This is a genomic window from Lysobacter dokdonensis DS-58 (assembly GCF_000770795.1).
Classification (GTDB): Bacteria; Pseudomonadota; Gammaproteobacteria; order Xanthomonadales; family Xanthomonadaceae; genus Noviluteimonas; species Noviluteimonas dokdonensis.
This window is the reverse complement of the sequence record NZ_JRKJ01000006.1, coordinates 96,602-121,050: the sequence shown is the minus strand read 5'-3', so window position 1 is coordinate 121,050 and position 24,449 is coordinate 96,602. Positions and strand designations below refer to the sequence as shown.

General features: G+C 68.4%; 16 protein-coding genes. 1 reads left to right on the top strand and 15 read right to left on the bottom strand.

What is annotated here, in order from left to right; genetic code table 11:
• Position 1: 1 nt before the first annotated feature.
• The gene (locus LF41_RS06115; RefSeq protein ID WP_036167606.1) at positions 2-1,222 is read left to right on the top strand and encodes a multidrug effflux MFS transporter; all 1,221 of its coding nucleotides are present in this window, start codon (positions 2-4) and stop codon (positions 1,220-1,222) included.
• On the opposite strand, the gene LF41_RS06110 is transcribed toward LF41_RS06115, so the two are convergent.
• The 15 genes from LF41_RS06110 to miaA all read right to left on the bottom strand — a co-directional run bounded on the left by LF41_RS06110 (position 1,155) and on the right by miaA (position 24,448).
• Positions 1,155-4,268, bottom strand: coding sequence for an efflux RND transporter permease subunit (locus LF41_RS06110; protein ID WP_036167352.1), 3,114 nt, complete (start codon positions 4,266-4,268; stop codon positions 1,155-1,157). The two genes, LF41_RS06115 and LF41_RS06110, sit on opposite strands and share 68 nt — an antisense overlap.
• Complete coding sequence (locus LF41_RS06105; protein ID WP_036167349.1) at positions 4,265-5,359, bottom strand: efflux RND transporter periplasmic adaptor subunit; 1,095 nt, start codon at positions 5,357-5,359, stop codon at positions 4,265-4,267. Before LF41_RS06105 ends, LF41_RS06110 begins: the two co-directional genes overlap by 4 nt.
• A 19-nt stretch (positions 5,360-5,378) precedes the next feature.
• A complete protein-coding gene (locus LF41_RS16695; protein WP_152599910.1) occupies positions 5,379-5,576 on the bottom strand; it encodes a hypothetical protein in 198 nt (65 codons plus the stop codon).
• 87 nt (positions 5,577-5,663) lie between these two features.
• Positions 5,664-8,825 (bottom strand): AfsR/SARP family transcriptional regulator, encoded by a 3,162-nt coding sequence (locus tag LF41_RS06100; protein ID WP_036167346.1) that lies wholly within the window; start codon positions 8,823-8,825, stop codon positions 5,664-5,666.
• A gap of 40 nt (positions 8,826-8,865) precedes the next feature.
• Positions 8,866-10,953, bottom strand: a complete 2,088-nt coding sequence (locus tag LF41_RS06095) for a mechanosensitive ion channel domain-containing protein (RefSeq protein WP_036167343.1) — start codon at positions 10,951-10,953, stop codon at positions 8,866-8,868.
• Complete coding sequence (locus LF41_RS06090; RefSeq protein ID WP_052116188.1) at positions 10,950-11,423, bottom strand: GNAT family N-acetyltransferase; 474 nt, start codon at positions 11,421-11,423, stop codon at positions 10,950-10,952. The genes LF41_RS06095 and LF41_RS06090 overlap by 4 nt, the downstream gene beginning before the upstream one ends.
• Before the next feature lie 114 nt (positions 11,424-11,537).
• Positions 11,538-14,192 carry a M1 family metallopeptidase gene (locus tag LF41_RS06085; RefSeq protein ID WP_036167340.1) on the bottom strand — a complete coding sequence of 885 codons (2,655 nt, stop codon included), beginning with the start codon at positions 14,190-14,192 and terminating at the stop codon, positions 11,538-11,540.
• Between the two features lie 91 nt (positions 14,193-14,283).
• Positions 14,284-16,938 (bottom strand): excinuclease ABC subunit UvrA, encoded by a 2,655-nt coding sequence (locus tag LF41_RS06080; RefSeq protein WP_052116187.1) that lies wholly within the window; start codon positions 16,936-16,938, stop codon positions 14,284-14,286.
• A gap of 44 nt (positions 16,939-16,982) precedes the next feature.
• Positions 16,983-18,194, bottom strand: a complete 1,212-nt coding sequence (locus tag LF41_RS06075) for an NAD(P)/FAD-dependent oxidoreductase (protein WP_036167337.1) — start codon at positions 18,192-18,194, stop codon at positions 16,983-16,985.
• Positions 18,195-18,230: 36 nt separating this feature from the next.
• Complete coding sequence (locus LF41_RS06070; protein ID WP_036167597.1) at positions 18,231-19,523, bottom strand: adenylosuccinate synthase; 1,293 nt, start codon at positions 19,521-19,523, stop codon at positions 18,231-18,233.
• 114 nt (positions 19,524-19,637) lie between these two features.
• Positions 19,638-20,501 (bottom strand): protease modulator HflC, encoded by an 864-nt coding sequence (hflC, locus tag LF41_RS06065; protein WP_036167334.1) that lies wholly within the window; start codon positions 20,499-20,501, stop codon positions 19,638-19,640.
• Complete coding sequence (hflK, locus tag LF41_RS06060) at positions 20,498-21,589, bottom strand: FtsH protease activity modulator HflK (protein WP_036167331.1); 1,092 nt, start codon at positions 21,587-21,589, stop codon at positions 20,498-20,500. The genes hflC and hflK overlap by 4 nt, the downstream gene beginning before the upstream one ends.
• Positions 21,590-21,664: 75 nt before the next feature.
• Positions 21,665-22,993, bottom strand: a complete 1,329-nt coding sequence (gene hflX / locus LF41_RS06055) for a ribosome rescue GTPase HflX (protein ID WP_036167328.1) — start codon at positions 22,991-22,993, stop codon at positions 21,665-21,667.
• A gap of 42 nt (positions 22,994-23,035) precedes the next feature.
• The gene (gene hfq / locus LF41_RS06050) at positions 23,036-23,314 is read right to left on the bottom strand and encodes an RNA chaperone Hfq (protein ID WP_036167326.1); all 279 of its coding nucleotides are present in this window, start codon (positions 23,312-23,314) and stop codon (positions 23,036-23,038) included.
• Between the two features lie 186 nt (positions 23,315-23,500).
• The gene (gene miaA, locus LF41_RS06045; RefSeq protein ID WP_036167323.1) at positions 23,501-24,448 is read right to left on the bottom strand and encodes a tRNA (adenosine(37)-N6)-dimethylallyltransferase MiaA; all 948 of its coding nucleotides are present in this window, start codon (positions 24,446-24,448) and stop codon (positions 23,501-23,503) included.
• Position 24,449: the final 1 nt, after the last annotated feature.

Here is a 24,449-nt window from a genome sequence, read left to right as displayed (position 1 = left end):
CCTGGCGCTCCTGCTGGGCGGGCTGGCCATGTTCGGCCCGTTCTCGATCGACACGATCTTCCCCGCGTTCCCGCAGATGGGCGCGCAGCTGGCGGCCGACAAGCTCGCGATGCAGCAAACCATCGCGGTCTACCTCATCGCCTATGCGCTCATGAGCCTGGTGCATGGGCCGTTGTCCGATGCGATCGGGCGGCGGCGCGTCATCCTCGTCGGGCTGGTCGTTTTCGCCGGCGCGTCGGCGGGCTGCGCGTTGTCGATGGATCTGACCACGCTGCTGTGGTTCCGCGCGTTGCAGGGCCTGAGCGCGGGCGTCGGGCTGATCGTCGGCCGCGCGGTGATCCGCGATGTGCTGCACGGCAACGACGCGCAGCGTCTGATGAGCCAGGTCTCGATGATCTTCGGCATCGCGCCGGCGATCGCACCCGTGATCGGCGGCTGGATCCTCGGCTGGTCGGCGTGGCCGGTGATCTTCTGGTTCCTCGTCGCGTTCTCGGTGGTGCTGTGGTTCGCCACCCTCGTGTTCCTGCCGGAAACGCATCCGAAGCCCGCGCGATTGCCGTTGCGCGGTTCTTCGCTGTTGCGCGATTACGTCGCGATCTTCCTCAACCCGCGCTTCCAGCGCCTTGCGGCGGCGGGCACGTTCAACTTCGGCGCGCTGTTCCTGTACATCGCCTCGGCGCCGGCGTTCGTGCTGGACTTGCTGCACCTCGACGAGCGCAGCTTCGCGTGGTTCTTCGTCCCGATGATCGGCGGCATGATGCTCGGCGCGTTCACCTCCGGTCGCATCGCGGGCAAGGTCGACGGCGCGACGCAGGTGCGCATCGGCTTCGCCTGCTGCGGCCTGGCGGCCGCGCTCAACATCGCCTACAACCTCATCGTCGCCGCGCCCACGGTGCCGTGGGCCGTCTTGCCGATGATGCTCAACTCCTTCGGCATCGCGCTGGTGTTCCCGATCCTCACGCTCGCCATCCTCGACATGTATCCGCGCCAGCGCGGTAGCGCATCGTCGCTGCAGGCGTTCACCGGCCTGGTGTCGAACGCGGTGATCGCCGGCGTGCTCTCGCCGCTCCTGAGCCACCACGCCTTGCACCTGGCGCTCGGCGCGGCCGCGTTCTCGTTGCTTGGCTGGGCCATCTGGCGATGGGAGCGCAGCGTCAATGCGCGGATGCCGGACTGCGCGCCGAACCAGGTCGGTGAGCTGGAGCCGACGGAGCGGTTGTAGGCCGCACCTTGTAAGCCCACGCGTACAACGTCGGCAGCACGATCAGCGTCAGCAGCGTGGCCACCGACAACCCGCCCATGATCGCCCACGCCATCGGTCCCCAGAACGTCGAGCGCGTCAGCGGGATCATCGCCAGCACCGCGGCCAGTGCGGTCAGCACGATCGGGCGGAAGCGGCGCAAGGTCGAACCGACCACGGCATCCCACGGTGCGATGCCCTGCGCGAGGTCCTGGTCGATCTGGTCGATCAGGATCACCGAGTTGCGCATGATCATGCCCGCCAGCGCGATGGTGCCGAGCAACGCCACGAATCCGAACGGAACGCGGAAGATCGCCAGGATCAACGCCACGCCGATCATCCCGAGCGGCGCGGTCGCCACCACGAGCGCGGTCTTCTTCATGTCCTGCAACTGCATCATCAGCAACACGAGGATGAGCGCGATCGCCAGCGGCACCACGGCGGCGATCGATTTCTCGCTGTCCTCGCTGGATTCGGCCGCGCCGCCCACTTCGATGCGATAGCCAAGCGGCAACGCATCGGCGATGGCCTTCACCGCCGGCCACGTGCGCTTGGAAACGTCGGGCGCTTCGGCGCCGGCGACGTCCGCGCGCACCGTGACGGTCGGAATGCGGTTGCGGCGCCACAGGATGCTGGTTTCGCTGCCCAGTTCGATGCGCGCCACTTGCGAGAGCGCCACGTACTTTCCGTCGCGGGTGTAGAGCTTCGCATCCTTGATGTTGTCCAGGTCCGTGCGCTCGGCGCCCTCCAGGCGCGTGACGACGTCGATCAGGCGGTCACCCTCGCGATACTGCGTCGTGGCGTGGCCCGACAGGGAGTTCTGCGTCGTGTCGGCGATCTGCTTGGACGACACGCCGAGCGCGCGCGCCTTGTCCTGGTCGACCACCAGCCGCACCGTCTGCAGGCGCTCGCCCATGTCGGAGTTGACGTCGCGGATCGCCGGATCCCTGCGCAGCGCGGCCTGCACCTGCGCGACCACCGCGGTGAGCTTCTCCGGATCCGGGCCCGATACGCGCAGCTTGATCGGATAACCGACCGGCGGGCCGTTCTCCAGGCGCGACACACGGCCGCGCACGTTGGAGAAGCCCGCCTTGAACAAGCCTTCGATGCGCGCGTAGACACGCTCGCGCGCCTCCTCGCCCTTGGTCATCACCATGACCTGGCCGAAGTTGGTGTTCGGCAACTGCACGTCGAGCGGCAGGTAGAAGCGCGGGCTGCCCATGCCGATGTAACCGGTGACGGCTTCGACGTCGGGGTCGTTGCGCAATTCCTTTTCGAGACGCGAGACGGCTTCGTTGGTCGCCTCGATGCTCGCCGCTTCCGGCAACCACAGGTCGACCATCAATTCGGGGCGGCTGGAGGCGGGGAAGAACTGCTGCGGCACCGTCTGGAACAAGGCCATCGCGCCGATGAACATCGCCACCGTCCACCCGAGCACGAGGCCGCGGCGGCGCAGGCAGGCTTCGAGCACCCGACGGAACACGCCGTAGAAGCCGCGCGTGGTGTCGATGTCGTGCGCATGCGCATGCGCTCCGTCGACCTTGCGCTCGGGCAACAACTTGTACCCGAGCCACGGCGTGAACAGCACCGCCACGAGCCACGACAGGATCAGCGCAATGCCCACGACCTGGAAGATCGAGATCGTGTACTCGCCCGCGCTCGACTTCGCCATGCCGACCGGCAGGAAGCCCGCGGCGGTGATCAGCGTGCCGGTGAGCATCGGGAACGCGGTGGCGGTGTAGGCGAAGCTCGCCGCACGCACGCGGTCCCAGCCCTGCTCCAGTTTCAACGCCATCATTTCCACCGCGATGATCGCATCGTCGACGAGCAGTCCGAGCGCGATGATCAGCGCGCCGAGCGAAATGCGCTGCAGGTCGATGCCGAGGAAGTACATCGCCAGGAACGTCATCGCCAGCACGAGCGGGATCGACAGCGCCACCACGATGCCGGTGCGCCAGCCCAGCGACAGGAAGCTCACCGCGAGCACGATGAGGATCGCCTCGGCCAGGCTCTTGGTGAACTCGTGCACCGACTCGTGCACGACCTTCGGCTGGTTGGACACGGCGTGGATTTCCACGCCGACCGGCAGGGCCGCCTGCACGCGCGCGACCGCGGCGTCGAGGTCGCGGCCCATGCGGATCACGTCGCCGCCTTCGCGCATCGCGATGGCCAGGCCGATGGCGTCCTTGCCGTCGAAATGCATCTTCGTTTCGACCGGGTCGGTGTAGCCGCGATACACGCGCGCGATGTCGCCCAGGCGCACGGTGCGGCCGTTGGCGTCGAGGCCGATGTCCTCGATCGCTTCGACCGAATCGAACTCGCCGGTGATCTTCAGCGCCACGCGCTGGCGGCCGGCCTGCACCACGCCGGCCGGCACCATTGCATTGGTCGCGCGCAGAGTGTCTTCCACGATCTGCGGATTCAGCCCGATCGACGCGAGCTTCGCCGAGGAGGTCTCGACGAAGATCTTCTCGTCCTGCACACCGATGTATTGCACCTTGCTGACGTCGGGCACGCGCAGGAACTCGTCGCGCGCCTGGTCGACGAAGCGGCGCAGCTCCGCGTACGAGAAGCCGTCGCTGGTGAAGGCATACAGGTTCCCGAACGTATCGCCGAATTCGTCGTTGAACATCGGCCCTTGCACGCCTTCGGGGAACTCATGCTCGATGTCCGCGAGTTTCTTGCGCACCTGGTACCAGACATCCGGGACCTTCGATGCGGGCAGTTCGTCTCGCAGCGCGACGGTGATCTGGGTAAAGCCGGGCTTGGAGAAGCTGGAGAGATAGTCGACTTCGGCCACTTCCTGCAGCTTGCGCTCGATGCGGTCGGTGACCTGCTGGGCCATCGCATCGGCGCCCGCGCCCGGCCACTTCGCCTGCACGACCATCGCCTTGACGGTGAAGTTCGGGTCTTCCATCTGCCCGAGGTGGCGCCACGCGAAGATGCCGCCGGCGCCGAACAACAACATCAGGAACAACACGAATTGCGGATGCGCGAGCGCCCAGCGCGACAGATTGAAATCTTTCACGAAGCGACATCCGTGCGGACCTTCTGTCCGGCGTGCAGCAGGTTGACGCCCGCGGTGACGACGATCTCGCCGTCGCGCAGGCCGTGGCTGACGAGGACGCCGTCGTCCTGCGTGTGCGAGAGCGTCACGGCGCGCAACGCGACGCACCCGGTCTTCGGGTCGACGATCCACACATGCGGCTTGCCGCTGGCGTCGTAGAGCGCGGTGAGCGGGAGGCGGCGCAGCGTGCCGGTGGTCGGCAGCGCCACGTGCAGTTTCGCGGTCATGCCCAGGCGGATGGCCTTGTCCGCGCCGACGACGGTGATCTTCGCGCTGTAGGTGCGCGTGACCGCGTCGGCGTCGGGTGCGAGCTCGCGCAGCTTGCCTGCGTAGCGATGGCCGGGATCGGCCCACAGTTCGACGGAGAGCGCGCGAGCGGTGCGCAGTTCGTCGATGCGCGATTCGGGAATGCTGACGATCAGTTCGCGTTCGCCGTCTTCGGCCACGCGCGCGACCACCTGGCCGGCGGAAACGACCTGCCCGGATTCGGCTTCGATGCTCGTGACCACGCCGCCGACGGTCGAGCGCAACGTCGTGTAGCTGGCCTGGTTCGCGACGACGCCGTTGTTGGCTTCGGCGGCGCGCAGGGCTTCCTGCGCGGTCTGCAGGTTCATGCGCGCCTTGTCGAGTTCCGAGCGCGACACGTATTGCATCGAGGAGAGCTGCGAGAAGCGCGCGTAATCGTTCTTCGCTTGTTCGTACTGGCTGCGCGCGGACGCAACCTGGCTGCGCGAGGCGTTGGCGTTGAGCGCGGCGTCCGTGGGATCGAGGCGGAACAGCACCGCACCCTTCGCGACCGTGTCGCCGACTTCGATCGCCCGCGACTGGATGCGCCCGCCGACCATGAAGCCGAGCGCCGCTTCCCGGCGTGCGCGGATCTCACCGGAGTACATCGCGTCGGAGGCGTCGTCGGAGGCGCCCACGCGCAGCGTGCGCACGGGGCGCGGATCTTCGGCCGCGGGCACTTCGGCATGCGAGCAGGCAGCGAGCATCACGACGGCCAATGCAGCCGGCAGCAAACGAACGACGGGCGAACGGGCGAAACGGCGCATGGCGGGATCCGTGGGGGATTCAATCGGCGGGAGGAAGAGATGGCGCGTCCTTGCGCCCAAGGGAGCGTCGGGCCCCGCGCAATGCGTCCCACAGCTCGGCGATGGAGTGGAACGGCCGGGAACGGCCGGTCTTCACGTCCTCGACGACGCCGTCGATCCCCGCGCGCCCATGGCGGCGGTAGATGCGGACGACGAACGAGCGGATGGGAGCGGTCAAAGCGGGACTCCGTGGAGAACACGGACAGGGTCCCGCGGCGGCGCTGATTTATTGCCTACGGATCGCGGATCCGGGAATCGGCAACGACTAACGCATCAGTTGCTGGTACAGGCGCTCACTGCTCTGCGAGGGCTGGAGGCCCAGCGTGATGGACAGAATCTGGCGCAATCGCTGGTAGGCGGCGATGGCTTCGCTGCGGCGGCCGCTGCGGTCGTAGCAGCGCATGAGGCCCTGGTAGAACGATTCGATGGCGGGGTCGGCGTCGATGCCGCGCATGTACAGGGCGATGGCGGCCGTGTCGTCGCCGGCCGTTTCGAGGCGCTCGGCCTGGCGCGCAAGGGCATGGATGAAGCGGCCGCGCAGGCGTTCGCGCGTGGCGACGGGCCACGCCTCACCCTCGTCTTCGAGGAGGAACGCGCCACCGTAGAGTTCGAGCGCACGGTTCAGCGGCAGCGCCTCGGCGACGCCGTCGTGCCGGTGTGCCGCTTCATCCGCGGCCGCGAGCGACCGGTCGAAGGCGAACACGTCCACCCACATGCGTTGCGGATCGAGCGAAACGCGCCCGCCCTTCTGCACGATCGCCGCAGGATCGCCGAGCAACGCGCGCAGGCGCAGGACAGTGGCATCGAGCGCGCGTGCGCCGGCGTCACCTTCCTCGTCGGGCCACAGCGCATCGAGCAGCCGTTGCTCCGACACGCTGCGCCCGCCCAACGCGATGATGGCCTTCAGCAACGCGAGCGTCTTCTTCGGGATCTTGCGGGAGAACGCGAGCGGCTGGCCTTCGCGCAACACTTCGAAGCGGCCGAGCGTGCGTACTTCGAATTGCCACGGCCAGCGCGGCGGGTCGGCGTCGGGGGCGCGCAACACGTACTCGCGGATCGCGCGGCGCGCGTCGCCTTCCGCGATGCCCAACTGCAACGCCGCGCCGTAGACCTCCGACAACAACGTCGGATGCATGCGCAGCATGAACTGGCCGTGGTGCGCATTGAGGCCGGAAACGCTGCGTTCGATCAACGGGCGCGCGGCGGCAAGGCCATGGCGACGCAGCGCGACCCACGCTTCGACCGCCTCGATGCCATGGACGTGGTGCTGCAGGCACGTCCCTTCGAGCAGGGCGCGCGATTCATCGAGGATCGGCGCCAGATCGACGTCGGGATCGGCCTCGAACTCCGCGATCGCCAGCAGCAACCGTCCGCCGAAACGCAGCCACACCGGGCCGTAGGCATCCATTCCCGCAACCATCTCGCGCGCGATGGTCACCGCGGTCGCGTGCTCGCCGCGCAACACCGCGACCCAGGTGCGGATCGCGCCGTCCAGCGCACGATCGAGCTTGCGCGAGTAATTCCAGTACGCCGCGCCCTTCACGCGCTCGGCCTCGGCGGTATCGGCATCGCCCGCGCACAACGCGACGATCGCGCGGCCCAGGTGGATGAAGATGCGCAGGGGCGGCAGCATCAGTGCGTTTTCGTTCGCAATCGCCTGCGCTTCGTCGTACAGCTTCAGGGCTTCGACATCGTCGCCCTGCTTGTCGCGGAAGTGCGCCAGTTGCAGCAGCCACAACGCGCGGTAGCTCGGCGTCAGTGTCGGGTCGGCGACCCACGGCGCGGCCATCGCGGCGATGCGCTCGGTTTCGTCGAACTCGCCGTTGATCTGATGGTGGGCGAGCATCAGCGTCGCGGCATCCACGCGCGGGTTCACGGGAATGTCGTCGCGTTGCAGCAAGGCGCGCAGGCGCGCGACGACCGCTTCGGTGAGGTCCGCGCGCGGGCGCTGGAAACTCAACGCGAACAACAACGCGGCGTTGACCCGCAGTTCCGCGGCCGCGGCGGGGTACGGCGGCGGGTTCTCCAGGCGCGGCAGCAATTCGTCGATCCACTGGTCGACCTGCCCATGATCGAACTCCAGGTAATGCGTGGCGAGGATCGCGCCGATCGACAGGATGCGGCCCATCGGCTCTTCGTCGCCGAAGCGCGCGAACGCCGCTTCGAACCGTGCGCGCGCCTGCAACGCGGCGAACGGCGACATCGCCACGCCATGCCACAACGCCATCCAGGGCGAAGCGTCCTGCGCCTGCGGTGGCAACACGTCGAACCAGGCCTTCAACGTCGCGACGCGCCCTTGCTCCAGCAACATCGGCGCGAACCGCAGCGTCAGTTGCGCCGCCGTCGCCCAATCCTGCGCGGCGGCGGCGATGTCGAAGGCGGCCTCGACCTGCTCGGCCTGCGACAACAGCACGATGGCCGCGCGGCGCACTTCGGCCAACGCCTCGGGCGGCATCGCGTGCTGCAGGCGCTCGAGAAGGAACGCGCGGAACAGATCGTGGAACTGATACGCCTCGCCGCGGCGCTCGACGAACAGGCGCCGCCGATACAGCGAATCGAGCAAGTGCCCTGCCCCGGGGTCGCCCGCGATCATCGCCGCCTGCGCGGCGGTGGCCCGCGGCAGGAGTGCGATGCGCATCAGCTGCACCTGCACCGCCGGCGACAGTGCATCGAGGATCTGGCCGGCGAAATAGCCGAACAACACTTCGCGGCCCTGCGATTGCGCGGCGCTCGCATCGACGTGTCCGCGCTTGACCTGTTCGAGGGTCAGCACGAGGCCGACCGGCCAGCCATCCGACTGGGCGTGCACCGCGCGCAGGGTCGTGTCGTCGAGGTGCTGGCGCAGCGCGGCGATGCCGCAGGTTTCGTCGAACGTCAGGCGCAACTCGTCCCAGTCGAGCAGCGCGACGCGGTCCATCGCGCGCAGCGCCGCGCATTCCGGCGGTGGTTCGCCGCGACTGGTGGCGACGATGACGACACGCTCGGGGATCTCCCGCGCGATCGCATCGAGCAACGCATGCAATGGCGCGCCCGCGGGGAGCTCGTGGTAGTTGTCGAACACCAGCGCAGCCGGCGGCTTGAACCGCTCGAACAGCGCGCGGAAATACAGCCGCGCGAACGCCGCCGGATCGGCGCCATGCTCGGGCGTGAAGGTGGGCAACGGTGCATCGCGCTTGCGCGCGGGCGGCGCGGCGCGACCGAGGTAGTGGAAGAACGTGGACAGGTCGCGGTCGCCCGCGTCCACCTGGTACCAGACGCCGCCGACCTTGTGCTGCTGCAACCAACTGGCGACCAGCGCCGTCTTGCCCGCACCGGGCGGGCCGACGACCCAGACGATGGGCCGCGCGGCGTCATCCAGGCGCGCGAACAGGCGCTCGCGCGGCAACACCTGGTGCAACTTCGGGCGCGTGAGCTTGGCGAGCGGCACCGGCGCAGCCTCCTTCCAAACGCGGATCGATTGTACGCCTCTAACGCACGATGGGCGGCGGCGGTGCCATCTTGATGCCGGCGTCCTCGAACGCGCCGAGGATCATCATGCGCAGGTCGCTCGACACGCGCCGCCGGTCCATGCCAGGCACCAACTCGATCCAGTAATGCAGCACGAAGCGCAGCCCGTTGTCGGCGAAGTCTTCCAGCAGCACCGTCGGCTCGGGATCGTCGACGAGTTGGCCATGGCGCTGCGCCGCGGTGCGCATCGCCTCGATGACGGCGCGCGGTTCGGAATCGCCATCCACCACGACGGGCAGCGTCTGGCGCTGCATGCGGGTGCGGTAGGTGACGTTCTTGACGTTCTCCTCCATCAGCACGGAATTGGGGATCAGCGTGTCCGCGCCATCGGCGTCGCGCACGACCGACGTGCGCAGGTCGATGTCGACGACCATCCCGCGCATCGTGCCGACTTCGATCACATCGCCCAGGCGGAAGGGGCGCTCGATCAGCACGAGCACGCCGCTGATGAGGTTCTTGAACAAGGCCTGCATCCCGAAGCCGATGCCGATGGCCACGGCGCCGCCGATGAACGCGAACGCGGCGAGCGGGATGCCCGCGATTGCGAGGCTTGCAAGCACGCAGGCCGCGACGAGCAACGCCAGCGCCCAGCGCCGCAACAATCGCGCGCGGCCTTCGTCCATGCCACGGCGGCGATGCAGCCAGCGCTCCCACCACGACGTGAGCTTGGCCGCGAGGAACAGGCTCAACACCAGCAGCAGGGGCGCCTTCACGATCTTGCCGACCGTCACGCCGCGCGGCACCTGCGTCTTTCGGCCGTCGACCTCGACGGTCTGGTTCACGGTGAAGACCTCGAAGTTCCACGCGCGCAACACCGCATCGCGGACGAAGGCCCACGCGAGATTGACGCGCTCGCGGAATCCGTATGCGCTGGCGCGCGCGTCGAAGTCCTCGCGCATGCGCGCGATCAGATCGATCAGGCGGGATTCGTCGAAGCGCGCCCGCTGCACCATCTGCAGGCGCTGGTCGAAGACGTCGCGCAGGGCGCGCTTGTCGGCGGCGTCCGAAGCGCCCGGGTTCTGCGCAAGCTCGGTCGAGAGCATCCCGCTGCGCATCAGGATCTGGTCGGACATCGAGGCGAGGAAATCGCGACGGCGTTCCAGGCGTTCGACCAGCATCGGCCCATGTCGCCGCGCTTCGACGATCGCGCTTTCGTCGCGATCGCGGTAGATGCGGACCGCCGTCTGCCAGGCGAGTTGTTCGGTCGCGAGGTTCGTGCGCGCTTCGCGCGTGAGCTCCATGTCGATGTCGGCGTTGGCGACGCGCTCCTTCATCGCTTCCAGTTGCAACGGCGTCGCCGTCGCGCCGTTGCGCGCGAGTTCGGCACGCGCGCGTGCGCGCTGCGTCGTCGCGGCCGCCATCTGGCGCGCCAGGGCTTCGCCGCGGGCGCGCAGTCGGGCGTTGACGTCGGCCGCATCGCGGTCGGTCACCGTGACGTCGCGGGTACTCGATGCCGCCAAGGCCGTCGCAATGGCATCGCGCTGCGCCTGCGCGAACGTCTGCTGCACGCGCAGCAGGCGCAGCATCATGTCGGTCTCGGCGGTGACCGATTCGGTGAGTGCGGTTTCGAGCTTTGCCATCGCGATGGCGTCGGGTTCGGCGCGTGCGTCCAGCAACGTGCGTTCGGCCGCCACTTTCTCCGTGAGTTGCGTGGCCATCACGGTGCGTTCCTGCTCGAGCAGCGACATGCGGCGCCGGCCGCTGTCGAGGTCCGCATCGAGGCGCTGGATCTCGCGACGGAGGTCGTCGAGCGCGAGCAGGCTCCGGGGCGCGGCCACGCGCGCGGGTTGGCCCGAGAGGCGCTCGACATCGTGGATGGCGCGCACCATGTCCTGGCGACGATCGAGCGAGGCGAGCAACTGGCGCCGCAGGAAATCGGCGCGGTCCTCGGTGATCGACTCCGTGGCCGTGCCCAGTTGCGCGCGGATGGCGTCGGCCTGCGCGGCGAGCGCGCGCGTCGAATTGGGCGCCTGCGCGAGCGATACGCACGCGCACAGCGACAACACGCCGGCGGCGAGCAAGCGCAGCGCCGACGCGCGCCCGGTCATGGCGGTGCGCCGTCGCGGACGAGGTGGAGGATCGGATACGGTTGGCCCTGGCCGTCGAGCGGTGAACGCGACGACAAGCGGAAACCGAGGCGGCGATAGAAGCCGACGCCCTGTACGTTCTGCTCGTTCACGTCGACCCGGTCGGCCGACAACGCGTCCAGGGCGTGTTCGACCAAGCGCCGCCCCGCGCCGCATCCGCGATGATCGGCATGCACGAAGAGCATTTCGATGCTGCCTTCCGCCACGCCGAGGAACGCGAATACCTGCCCGCGCGCATCGCGCAGGACATGCAGTGGTTCGAAGGCGCCCAGCGCATCGCGCACCAGGGGACGCAAGCGGTCGATCTCGCCCGCGGGCAGGAAGTCGTGGGTGGCCCGCACGGCGGTCTCCCAGACCTCCAGCAAACGCGGGAGGTCGGCGGGCGTGGCGCGGGTGATGGCAGTGGTGCTGGCGGTGGCGACGGCGTTCATGACAGGAGCGTGGACCTGCCCAGGAACGGATGGACTATTTATTCCCTAACGCAGGGCCAGCGCAGCCCCGGCCGGAAGGAGGGCGCGCCGTCCGGCGCACCCTCCGGTCTTGCATCAACCGCCGTTCTTCGCCAGCCATGCATCGATCTGCGCCAGGCGGTCCTTGCGGATCTTCAGGCGGTACTCGATGTTGGCGATGGCCGTGTCGGTCGGGCGGCGCGAGCTGGCGGCGATGTGCTTGTCGGCGTACGAACGCAACTTGCCGACCATCGCCGGGTCCAGCGAGGAACTCGCCAGACTCGGGTAATAACGGCTCTGCGACGTGGTGTCGACGCGCTTGCCGACCTGCGCCTGGTGCGCCAGCGCGAAGTCGAACGCCTTGTCCGGGTGTTGCTGCGCGACGTACGAGATCATGCTCGCGCTGTTGGTCTCGCCCGGTTCGTCGGTGAGCGCCAGGTCCAGCGCACGCTGCGCGACGTCCGGATCCTGCGCGATCGAGAGCATCGTGTAGAGCTGGTCGCGCACGAGCGGCGTCTTTTCGTTCTTCGCCATCGTGTGCAGCTTCTCCCACGTTTCGGCATCCGCGTGCGCGGCGACCACGCCGAGGATCGTGCGGCGCAGCGGCGCGGGCATCGCATTGGCATCGGTTTCCGACGCGGCGAAGCGACGGCGCGCTTCGGCGATCACCTGTTCGTCGCCGAGCTGCGAGAGCGTGCCGATCAGCGTCGTGCGCTGGATCGCGACCGGGTCGGCCTCGCCCGGCTTCGCTTCCCAGCCCACGCGTGCCATCACCGGCTGCAAGGTCTTCACCGCGAACTTGCGGAAACGCGCCTGGCGCTGCGCATCGCCGCGGTAGTAGTTGTCGAGCGAGGCGAAGCTGTCGGCGATGTCGCCCCAGATCTGCGGGTCGGCATCGGCCGGCACGCGCATCGCGAGGTCGAGGTAATCGGACGACGACTGCAGGCCGGCCATGCCGAGCGCCCACACGTCGTTCATCACGCCGAGCTGGTCGATCGGCGCGACCTTCGCGAAGCCGTCGCGCAGCGTCGCGAACTGCTGCGGCGTATACAGCGTGCGGTAGTAACCGCTCTGGCCCGCGTTGACGACCACCGGCCCGCACCCCGGCACTTCGAGCGAACCCGCGCCGCCCTGCACCAGCGTGCGCGCCGGCTGTCCGCCGACGCTCTGCGCGATGACCGGCACGCGCCAGGTCAGCGGCTGCTTGTCGGCGCGGTCGCGCGTGAATTCGCCCTGCTTGAACTGCAGCGTGGTCTTGCCCGCGCTGCACGTCGCCGATTCCACGCGGATCAGCGGGATGCCCGGCTGCAGCGTGAAGTCGTGCGCGATGTCGAGGATCGGCACACCCGAGGCGTCCTGCACTGCGCGCCACAGGTCGTCGGACTTCGTGTTGCCGTACGCGTGCGTCTTCATGTATGCGCGCACGCCGTCGCGCCACTTGTCGCCGCCGACGTAGCCTTCCAGCATGCCGATGACGGCGCTGCCCTTCTGGTAGGTGATCGAGTCGAACGCCTGCGCGGCCTGTTCGACGGTCTCGACCTTCTGCACCACCGGGTGCGTGGTGGCCACCGCGTCCAGGCCCATCGCCGCTTCGCGCTGACCGACCTTGCCCAGCACCGTGTTCCATTCCGGATGCAGCTTCTGCGTGGTGCGCGCGGCCATCCACGTGGCGAAGCCTTCGTTGAGCCACAGGTCGTCCCACCAGCTCATCGTCACCAGGTCGCCGAACCATTGGTGCGCGATTTCATGCGCGGCGATGGAGAACACGCCCTGCTTGTCGGATTGCGTGGAGATCGACGGATCGAGCAGCAGCGCGTATTCGAAGGTGTAGATCGCGCCCCAGTTCTCCATCGCGCCGAAGAATTGGCTGCGGCCGGGGGAGGCGACGTTGTCGAGCTTCGGCAGCGGATACGGCGTCGCGAAGTAGTCGTTGTATTCCTTCAGCACGTCGGCCGAGGAATCCAGCGCAAACTTCGCCTGGTCCGTCACGCCGCGCTGCGTGACCACGCCGACTTCGGTCGGGCCCTGCATCTTCGTCGCGCGCTCGAAATCACCCACGCCGAAGAACAACAGATAGGTCGACATCTTCGGAGACGTCTGGAACTTCACGCGCTTCAGGCCATTGCCGAGATCCTTCGAGTCGGCGACCGGCATGTTGCTGACGGCCATCTGGTCGGACGGCACGTCGGCGCTGAGGTCGAACACCGCCTTGTGGTTCGGCTCGTCGAACGACGGGATGAACTTGCGGGCATCGGACGCCTCGAACTGCGTGTAAAGCGCTCGCTGCTTGCCGGCCTTGTTTTCGTAGTCGATCGCGAACAGGCCGTTGGCCTGCGTGCCGATCTTGCCGGTGTAATCGGTCGACAGCAGGTACTGGCCAGCGGGCAGCGGCGCGTCGAAGGTGAACGTCACGGTCTGCGAAGCGGCGTCGATGGCGACCTTCGGCTTCTGCACCTTGCCGTTGCGCGGGTTGAGCACCGTGTTCGCGAACGTCATGTCGACCGCGTTCAACACGATCTTGTCGGTCGGTTCCAGCACGTCGACCGCGATGGCGATCTTGCCATCGAAGGTCATCTTGTCGGCGTGCGGCACCACCGCGATGGTGTAGTTGGTGGGGCGCACGTTGCGCGGCAATTGCGTCGTCGCATCGGTGACGGGCGGCGCGACGTGGGGCGTGGCCGATTGCGCGGCGACGTCGAGGGTGGCGCCGGCGAGCGCGAGCGCAATGGCGGAAACGAGGAGACGACGCATGCGTGGATCCCTGATGAGTGCCGCCCCCTGCGGGCGGATTCGCCGATGGTGCAGGCGCAGGCGACCGCGCCCCACCGCCGGAAGTCATGATTCACGTCGCCGTCATGCGTAAGTGCTTGTTCGGTTTGGCGCCGACCGACAGCACGGCGCGCAGGTACGCGGCAGTACGGCTGTCTTTCGCCTTGGCGACGGCCTCGGGCGTGCCTTCGGCGACGATGCGCCCGCCTGCCTCGCCCGCCCCGGGCCCGACATCGACGACCCAATCGGCGTCGGCGACGACGCGCATTTCGTGTTCGACGACGACGACCGTGTTGCCCGCATCGACGAGCCCGTGCAGTTGGCGCATCAGCCGATCGACGTCGGCAGGATGCAGGCCGGTCGTCGGTTCATCGAGCACGTACAACGTATCGCCGCGCTGGCTGCGTTGCAGTTCGGTGGCGAGCTTGATGCGCTGCGCTTCGCCGCCGGAGAGTTCGGTCGCGGGTTGCCCGAGGCGCAGGTAGCCCAGTCCGATATCGTGCAGCAAAGCGAGCGGGCGATGCAGGGCCGCTTCGTTTTCGAAGAACGACAGCGCTTCATCGACCGTCATCCCGAGGATCTGCGCGATGTTCTTCCCGTTGAATTCGATCTCGAGCGTCTTCGCGTCGTAGCGCGCGCCGTGGCACGTCGGGCACGGCGCGAACACGCTCGGCATGAAGAGCAGCTCGACGCTCACGAAGCCCTCGCCTTCGCACGTCGGGCAGCGGCCCTTCGCGACGTTGAAGGAAAACTGGCCGGCGTCGTACTTGCGCGCCTTCGCGGCTTTCGTCGCGGCGAAGAGCTTGCGCACGTGGTCGAACAGGCCGGTGTACGTCGCCAGGTTCGAACGCGGCGTGCGGCCGATGGGCTTCTGGTCGACATTGACCAGGCGACGAATGGCCTCGGCGCCCGAGGCGATGCGGCCCGTCGTCAGTTGCACGACCGTGGGAACTTCGCTCTCCTCTTCCTCGGCTTCGGGCGCGGTGCCGAGATGCGCGCAGATCAGGTCGACCAACGCCTGGCTCACGAGGCTCGACTTCCCCGAACCGGAGATGCCGGTGACCGCGGTGAATACGCCGAGCGGGAAGCGTGCGTCCAGCGCATGCAGGTTGTTGCGCGAGACGTGCGCGAGTGCGAGCCATCCCGCGGGCGCACGGCGGTCGCGATGCACGGGCGCGGCTTCGCCGAACAGATAACGGCGCGTGCGCGATTCGTCGATCTTCGACAGCCCGTCGGGCGGACCGCTGTAGAGGATCGTGCCGCCATGCTGGCCCGCTTCGGGCCCGACGTCGATGAGCCAGTCGGCGCGCCGCATCATCTCCAGATCATGTTCGACGACGAAGATCGTGTTGCCCGCTGCGCGCAGTTGATCCAGCGCGGTGTGCAACGCCTCGCTGTCCGCGGGATGCAATCCGGCGGAGGGTTCGTCCAGGACGTACACGACACCGAACAGGTGCGAGCGGATCTGCGTGGCCAGGCGCAGGCGTTGCAGTTCGCCGGGGGACAGCGTCGGCGTCGTGCGATCCATCGCGAGGTATCCGAGGCCGAGCGCCTGCAACGTGGCGATGCGGTCCACGAGGTCTTCGCTGAGGCGTTGCGCGGCGATGCGCTTTTCCTCCGAGAGATTGGGCGTGCGCCGGACGTCCGAAGAGCCGGTGTGTGCCGAACCGCCGGCGGCGACGCGGCGTGCGGTGTCGCGCTTGGCGCTCGCGCGATCGAGCGTCTTGCTCGACACTGCTTCGTTGAAACGTCCTTCCGCCGCAGGCCGCAGGACATCGGCCATGCGATCGAGCGACAGGGCGGTGAGTTCGGCGATGTCGAGCCCGGCGAACGTCACCGACAGCGCCTCGCGCTTCAACCGCTTTCCGTCGCACACCGGACAGACACTGCCGACCATGAAACGCGCCACGCGCTTTTTCATCGTCGCGCTCTGCGTGGTCGCGAACGTGTGCCGCACATACTTGCGCGCACCCATGAACGTGCCCATGTACGCGGGCTCTTCCTTGCGACGCACCGCCGCACGCGTTTCCTTCGGCGTGAAGCCGGGATACACCGGCACCGTCGGCTGCTCTTCGGTGAAGAGGATCCAGTCGCGGTCCTTCTTCGGCAGGTCGCGCCACGGCGTGTCGACGTCGTACCCGAGCGTCACCAGGATGTCGCGCAGGTTCTGCCCATGCCATGCGGGCGGCCATGCGGCGATGGCCTTCTCGCGGATCGTCAGCGACGGATCGGGCACCATCGACCGCTCTGTCACCGCATACACGTTGCCGAGGCCGTGGCACTCGGGGCACGCACCGTTGGCCGTATTGGGCGAGAAGTCCTCGGCGTAGAGCATCGGCTGCTTCGGCGGATATTCGCCTGCGCGCGAATACAGCATGCGCACGAGGCTCGAGAGCGTCGTGACGCTGCCCACCGACGACCGCACGCTCGGCGTGCCCCGCTGCTGCTGCAATGCCACCGCGGGCGGCAAGCCTTCGATACTGTCGACATCGGGGATGCCGACCTGGTCGATCAACCGCCGCGCATACGGATTGACCGATTCGAAATACCGCCGCTGCGCCTCCGCGTACAACGTGCCGAACGCGAGCGACGACTTCCCCGACCCCGACACCCCCGAGAACACGACGAGCGCGTCGCGCGGAATGTCGACGTCGACGTCCTTGAGATTGTGTTCCCGCGCCCCGCGGACGCGGACGAAGTCGTCGGGGGTGCGTTTGCGTTGGGCCATTGGCCAATGCAAACAGCCGGGGGTGGGAGTTGGGGTGAAGAGACTTAGCTCAGCCGCCCAAACCCGAACAATCGCTTCAACGGATGCGCACGCCGCTCCACGTGCGCGCGCAGCAACCCCGCGCCGATCATCGAATACGTGATGCCGTTGCCGCCGTAGGCCATCGCGAATTGCACGCGCGGGCCGTGTTGTGCGTGCGGGCCGAAGAACGGGAGGCCGTCTTCGGTTTCGGCGAAGGTGCCGGCCCAGGAGAACGCCGGGCGCGGGTCGAGGTGCGGGAGGAGTTCGCGGGTGCGTTCGACGAGCTTGCGGGCCTTCTTGTCGACGCGCTTGTCGCGCCGCGACGGCACATCGCACGCATCGTCTTCGCCGCCGACGAGCAGGCGGCCGTCCTCGGTGTTGCGCAGATAAAGATATGGCCGCGCGGTCTCCCATGCGATGGTGTCGTCGAACGCGCCCAGCATGCCCGCATCGAAGGGGTCGGTGATGTACGCATAGCTGCTGCGGTTCTTCGCCACGCGTTTGTCGAGCCAGTGTTGCGAGGCATAACCGGCGGCGATGACGACGTGCTTGGCGTCGATGCGTGCGCCGCAGTCGCAGTCGAGCACCACGCGGCGCGACGTCGGGTGCATCGCCGTCACCACGGTGCGGTCGTGGATGCGCACGCCGCGTTTTTCTAGGCGCTTGAACAGGCGGCTCGCGAGCCGATACGGATCCACACGGCCTGCCTGCCTGCTGAGGATCGCCGCGGGCGAGTCGAATCCGTAGCGTTCGCGGATCGCGCCGGCGTCGAGCCATTGCACGTCCAGGCCGATGTGTGCGCGCGCCGCATGTTCGTCGCGCATCGCGGGCACGTCGCGCTTCCGGCTCGCGTAGTAGAGGCTCGCGACGCGGGCGAAGCCGACGTCACGCACTTCGTGCGCAAGGTCCGTCAATTGTTCGACGGCGGTGTTGCATGCGCCGTAGGCGAGGATCGCCGCGTCCGCGCCGTAACGTTCGGCGAGATCCACCAGGTGCGTGTCGATCTCGTACTGCAACAGCGCGGTGCTCGCCGCCGTGCTGCCCCACGCGATGTCGCGTTGTTCGAGGACGAGCGTGTCGTAACCGTGCGCCGCGAATTCGCGCGCGATCAGTGCGCCGGTGATGCCGCCGCCGATGATGGCGACGTCGCACGACGCGTCGTCGCGCAGCCGCGGGAACGTCGCCATCAGGCCGTTTTTCACGGCCCAGTAGGGATATCCGGATTTCAGGTCCATCGGCAGAGCCTGCTGGCCCTGCCGTGAGGACGATGCTTACGCGAAGGGATCGCGCAGGATCATGGTGTGGTCGCGGTCCGGGCCGGTCGAGACGATCGCGAGCGGGCAGCCGGCGAGCTCTTCCAGTGCGCGCAGGTAGGCGCGCGCGGCGGCGGGCAGCTTGTCCCATTCGGTGACGCCGTGCGTGTTCTCTTCCCAGCCGGGGAATTCGAGGTACACGGGCGTGCATTCTTCCCAACCGCCGGCGTCGAGCGGTGCGTACTCGGTGCGCTTGCCGCGGTATTCGTAGGCGATGCAGATCTTCAGCGTCTTCATCCCGTCGAGGACGTCGAGCTTGGTGATGCACAGGCCCGTGATGCCGTTGATGGCGACCGCGCGCTTGAGCGCGACGATGTCCATCCAGCCGCAGCGGCGCGGGCGGCCGGTGGTGGCGCCGTATTCCTGGCCGCGGTCGCGGATGCCCTGCCCGACTTCGTCGTTGAGTTCGGTCGGGAACGGGCCGCCGCCGACGCGCGTGGCGTACGCCTTCGCGATGCCGAGCACGTAGTCGATCGCATCGGCGCCCACGCCGGTACCGGCGAGCGCGCCGCCGACCGTGGTGTTCGACGAGGTGACGTACGGATAGGTGCCGTGGTCGATGTCGAGCAGCGACCCCTGCGCGCCTTCGAACAGCACGCGCTTGCCCTGCTTGCGCAGCTCGTGGAGGATGCCGGCGACGTCGGACTTCATCGGTTCGACGTATTCGCCGAACGCGAGCGCTTCGTCGAGCGTCTTCTGGAAGTCGACCGCTTCGACCTTCAGGTAATTGGTCAGCACGAAGTTGTGGTAGTCGAGCGTTTCGCGCAGCTTCTCCGCGAGTTCCTTCGGATAGCTGAGGTCGGCCACGCGGATGCCGCGGCGCGCGACCTTGTCTTCGTACGCCGGACCGATGCCGCGGCCGGTGGTGCCGATGGCCTTGCCGCCGGCGGCCTTTTCGCGGGCCTGATCCAGCGCGATGTGGTACGGCATGATCACCGGCGTGGCCGGGCTGATCTTCAGGCGCGAACGCACGTCGACGCCGGTGGCTTCGAGCTCGTCGATCTCCTTGCGCAGCGCGCCCGGATGCAGCACGACGCCATTGCCGATCAGGCACAGCGCGTCGGCGCGCAGGATACCCGAGGGGATCAGGTGCAGGACGGTCTTCTTGCCGTTGATGACGAGGGTATGGCCGGCGTTGTGCCCGCCCTGGAAGCGCACGACGGCGCCGATTTCCTCGGTGAGCAGATCGACGATCTTGCCCTTGCCTTCATCGCCCCATTGGGCCCCGAGAACGACGACTGACTGGCCCACGGTTTCGCTCCTGTCCATTGACGGAAAAAGCCGGAGGGCTGGGGGCCCGTCCGGCTTTTGTGGATTATCCGGGATTCGGCGGCTCGCCGGAACCCCGGAAGATGTGAAGGCGACTCAGCGGTCGTCCCGCATGTACTGCAGGAAGGGGTCGTCCTTGTCGAGCGCGATCACCGTCGAGCCATCGCGGAAGGCCGCGCGGTAGGCCTCGAGGCTGCGCTGGAAGGCGTAGAACCCCGGATCGCGGTTGGCGGCCCCGGCGTAGATGCGGGCGGCTTCGGCATCGCCTTCGCCGCGCAGCTTCTGCGCGTCGCGCTCGGCGTCGGCCACCAGGACCACCTGGTCGCGGTCGGCGTTCGCCTTGATCTGGCGCGCCTGCTCCTCGCCCTCGGCGCGCAGGCGGCTGGCGACCTGCTGCCGTTGGGCCCGCATGCGGCTGTAGACGTTGGTGATGACGTCGCTGTCGGTGGGCAGGTCGATCTTCTTGATGCGCAGGTCGACGATGCGCACGCCCAGCGCGGCGGCGCCGCGGTTGATCGCCACGAGCTGCTTGCCGACGATCTGCGTGCGGTCGCCCGATACCACCTGCGAGAGCGTGCGCGCGTTGATCTCGTTGCGCAGCGAGTCGCGGATGATCGGCGCAAGGCGCAGGACCGCGGTCTGCTCGTCGCCGTTGGTCGCGCGATAGAACGTGCGCAGGTCCTCGATGCGCCCGATCGCGAAGAAGTCGACGCTGATGTCCTTCTTCTCGGCGGTGAGGTAACGCTCCGGCTCGGAGTCGAGCACGGTCAGGCGGCGGTCGAAGATCAGCTTGGACTCGACCAGCGGCCACTTGAAGTGCAGGCCGGGGCCGATGTCGGCGCGCGCGACGCGGCCGAGGTTGAGCACCAGCGCAGCCTCGCCTTCGCGAACGGTGTAGACCGAACCGAGCAGCGCGAGCACCGCGACGACGGCCACCGGGATCCAGATGGGGTACCTCATCGCGATTCCTCCTCGCGGCCGCGCGGATTCCGCGTCGGGCGGCCCTCGGGGCCGAGCGTTTCGACGGTGGGCGCCACCGATTCCATCGGCACGATGGCCGGCGCGGCCGTGCTGGCCGGTGCGTTCGGCGCACCCAGCGGCACGTACATCAGCTGGCGGCCGTCGCCGACGATCTTGCGGTTCTTCGCGAAGACCTCCTGCAACGTCTCCAGCCACAGGCGCTTGCGCGTGACGTCCGGCGCGCCCTTGTATTGCTCGACGAGCAGCGAGAAGCGCTCGGCGTCGCCCGTGGCGCGCGCGATGATCGCGGTGCGGTAACCCTGCGCGCTGGTGCGGATCTGCGCCGCCTGGCCGCGCGCTTCGGGCACGACCTTCGCAGCGTAGGCCTGCGCTTCGCTCGTCGTGCGGTCCTTGTCCTGCTGCGCGCTGTTGACGTCGTCGAAGGCGGGCTTCACTTCATCCGGCGGACGCGCGTTGGGCAGGTTGAGTTCGGAGACGAACAAGCCGGTCTTGTAGGCGTCGAGCGAGGCCTGCAGGCGCTGCTTGGCCGCGACCGACAACGCGCTGCGCGCACCGAGCACGGTGTCGAGCGTGGAGCGGCCGACCTGTTCGCGCACGGTGCTCAGCGCGGCCTGTTCCAGCACCTGGGCGGCGTCGCGCGTGCTGAACAGGTACAGGCGCGCGTCGGCGACGGTGTACTGCACGTTGATTTCCACGCGGACGATGTTCTCGTCGCGGGTGAGCACCGGCACGGTCTGCGTGAAGGTGCGGACCTGCGTGGCCTCGACCTTGCTGACGCGCTCGATCGGCCAGGGCCACTTGAAGTGCGGGCCCGGCTGCAGCACGCGGGCGAACTGGCCGAAACGCAGCACGACGCCGCGCTGTTGTTCGGTCACCAGCACGAATGTGTTGAACGCGAGCCACAGGACGAGCAGCACGGCGATCCAGCGGCCGATACCGCCGCCGTTGCCCCCGAAGAGGCCGCGCAGCGGTTCGAGGAAGCGGTCGATCCCGCCGCCGCCGCCGCGTTTTTGCCAGGGGTTGCGGCCGTCCTTGTTCGACGAACCGCCGGGGGTATTCCAGGCCATGCACGCTCCTGTGGGGCCGCGGGGAGACTCCCCCGCAAGAGGCCGGCGCGAATTGCGCGCACGAACCGGTCGATTCTAGGTGGGGGCCGACGCCCCCTCAAGCAAGAGCGGCCGTAGCGGTTCGCCGTAGGCGTGGGCCACGATGCGCGCGGCATCGGCCTCCGCGAGGTCCAGGCTCAGGGTCCAGCCGTGTTCGTCGTGGTGTTCGGCGAGCACCGCGCCCAGTTCGTGGAGGCGCGCGCGCAGGCGGCCCGCCCCCGGCGGAAGCTGCACTTCGCCCGAGACGCGCCGCAGGCCCAGGCGCGCGCCGAGGGCGTCGCGCAGCAGGCCCAGGCCGTCGCGATCGCGCGCGGAGAGCCAGACGCGTTCACGCGCGGCTTTCGGATGCGCGTGGTCGTGGCCGTCGGTCGGCAGGTCGTGGCGCGCTTGGGCGCCTTCGATCCGATCGATCTTGTTGTACACGAGCAATTGCGGGATCTCGCCTGCACCGATTTCCTCGAGCACGGCGTCGACCTGCGCGATGCGCTCGTCGCGCAGCGGGTCGGCGGCGTCGATGACGTGCAGGAGGAGATCGGCCTCTCGCGCTTCGGCGAGGGTGGATCGGAATGCGGCGACCAGCTCATGCGGCAGGTCGCGCACGAAGCCGACGGTGTCGGCGAGCACGACCGATCCGCCGGGCAACGCGATGCGGCGCACCGTGGGATCGAGCGTGGCGAACAGCAGGTCCGCGGCGTATGCATCGGCGCCGGTGAGTGCGTTGAACAACGTCGATTTGCCGGCGTTGGTGTAGCCGACCAGCGCGACGCGCGGCAGCTCGCTGCGCACGCGCGCACGGCGCATCTGCGTGCGCTGCACTTCGACTTTTTCCAGGCGCCGCTGCAATTGCTCGACGCGCTTCTGCAGCAAGCGCCGGTCGGTTTCCAGCTGCGTTTCGCCGGGGCCGCGCAGGCCGATGGAACCGCCGCGCTGGCGCTCCAGGTGGGTCCACCCGCGCACGAGGCGCGTGGCCATGTGGCGCAACTGCGCAAGCTCCACCTGCAACTTGCCTTCGTGGCTGCGCGCGCGCTGCGCGAAGATGTCGAGGATCAGGCCCGTGCGGTCGACCACGCGCCGTTCCAGCGCCTTTTCCAGGTTGCGTTCCTGGCCGGGGCTGAGCGGATGGTTGACGAGGATGAGATCCGCGCCCGTCGCATCGGCCGCGGCCTTCACTTCCTCGAGCTTGCCGCTGCCGATGAGCGTCGCCGGGTTGGGCCGGTCCACGCGCGCGGTGAGCATGTGCGCGACCGTGGCGCCGGCCGAGCGCGCGAGGTCCGCGAACTCTTCCACGGCGCCATCGTCCGGCGGGCCGCCCGCATGGGGTTGGATCAGCAGGGCGGTCTCGCCCTTCTTGCTACGTTCGAACATGCCCGCCTTTTACACCACGCCGCGCGAAATGCGCGGATGGGTTCATTGTTCCTCGTCGGAACCGGCGCCTTCGCTGCCATCGGCGGCCTGCACGTAGCCGCCGCCCGGGCCCACGCGCACGTTGCGCGCCGGCACGACGGTGGAGATCGCGTGCTTGTAGACCATCTGGCTGACGGTGTTGCGCAGCAGGACGACGAATTGGTCGAACGACTCGATCGTGCCCTGGAGCTTGATGCCGTTGACGAGATAGATGGAGACCGGGACGCGCTCGCGGCGCAGCGCGTTCAGGAAAGGATCTTGCAAGGACTGGCCCTTCGACATGGGTGTTTCCCCAATTGTTGTTGTGGTGTGCCCAACGCGGCGGACCGCGCATCGCCCGACCCGCACTCCCCGCGGCGGCGACAGGCCGAATCGTACACGGCCCGTGGGCCGGGGCGCGCATGACGGAGGTCCCGGTTCGGGGGCGGCGGCGTCATCCCCGCGAATGCGGGGATCCAGGCAAGCGCGTCAGCCCAGGAAATGTTCGGTGAGGGCGCGCAGGTCGCGCTGGTCGCTCATCGGATCGCGCCAGACGGCGTCGAGTTCGCCGCGCAGCCAGGTCCATTGGCGTTTGGCGAGTTGGCGGGTGGCGGCGATGGCGCGTTCGCGGAAGTCGGCGGCATCGCCCTGCCCGTCGAGGAATTCCCATGCCTGGCGGTAGCCGACGGCGCGGATGGCAGGGAGGTCGAGGGGCGCGGGGTGGCACCGGAGTTCGGGCAGCGCGCGCAGGGACCGCACTTCGTCGAGGAAGCCGGCCTCGAGCATCACATCGAACCGACGCGCGATGCGTTCGTGCAGCACCGCGCGATCGCGTGGGGCGAGCGCGAGCTTCAGCACGCGCACGGGCGCGCGGTCGCGCACGTGCAGGCGTTGCCATTCGGAAATCGTGCGGCCGCTGGCGCGATGGACCTCGAGCGCGCGCTGGATGCGCTGCGGATCGGTCGCATGGATGCGGCGCGCGGCGTCGGGGTCGATGCGCGCCAGTTGCGCGTGCATCGCGGGCCAGCCAACGCGCGCGGCTTCCTCGGCGATCTGCGCGCGCAAGACCGGATCGGCCTCCGGCATCGGCGCGAGGCCATGCAGCAGCGCATGGAAATACAGGCCCGTGCCGCCGGCGAGGATCGGCGTCTTGCCGCGCGCGATGATGTCGTCGATGGCGGCGCGGGCATCGCGCGCGAAATCGGCGGCCGAATACGTCTGCCACGGATCGCGCACGTCGATGAGGTGATGCACGACCTGCGCGCGTTCGTCCGGCGTCGGTTTCGCGGCGCCGATGTCGAGGCCGCGATAAACGAGCGCCGAATCCACGCTGACGATCTCGCCGTTCCACCGCGTCGCGCATTCCAGCGCGAACGCGGTCTTTCCCGACGCCGTCGGCCCCGCGATGGCGAGCGCGCGCGGGCGCCGGTCTTCCATC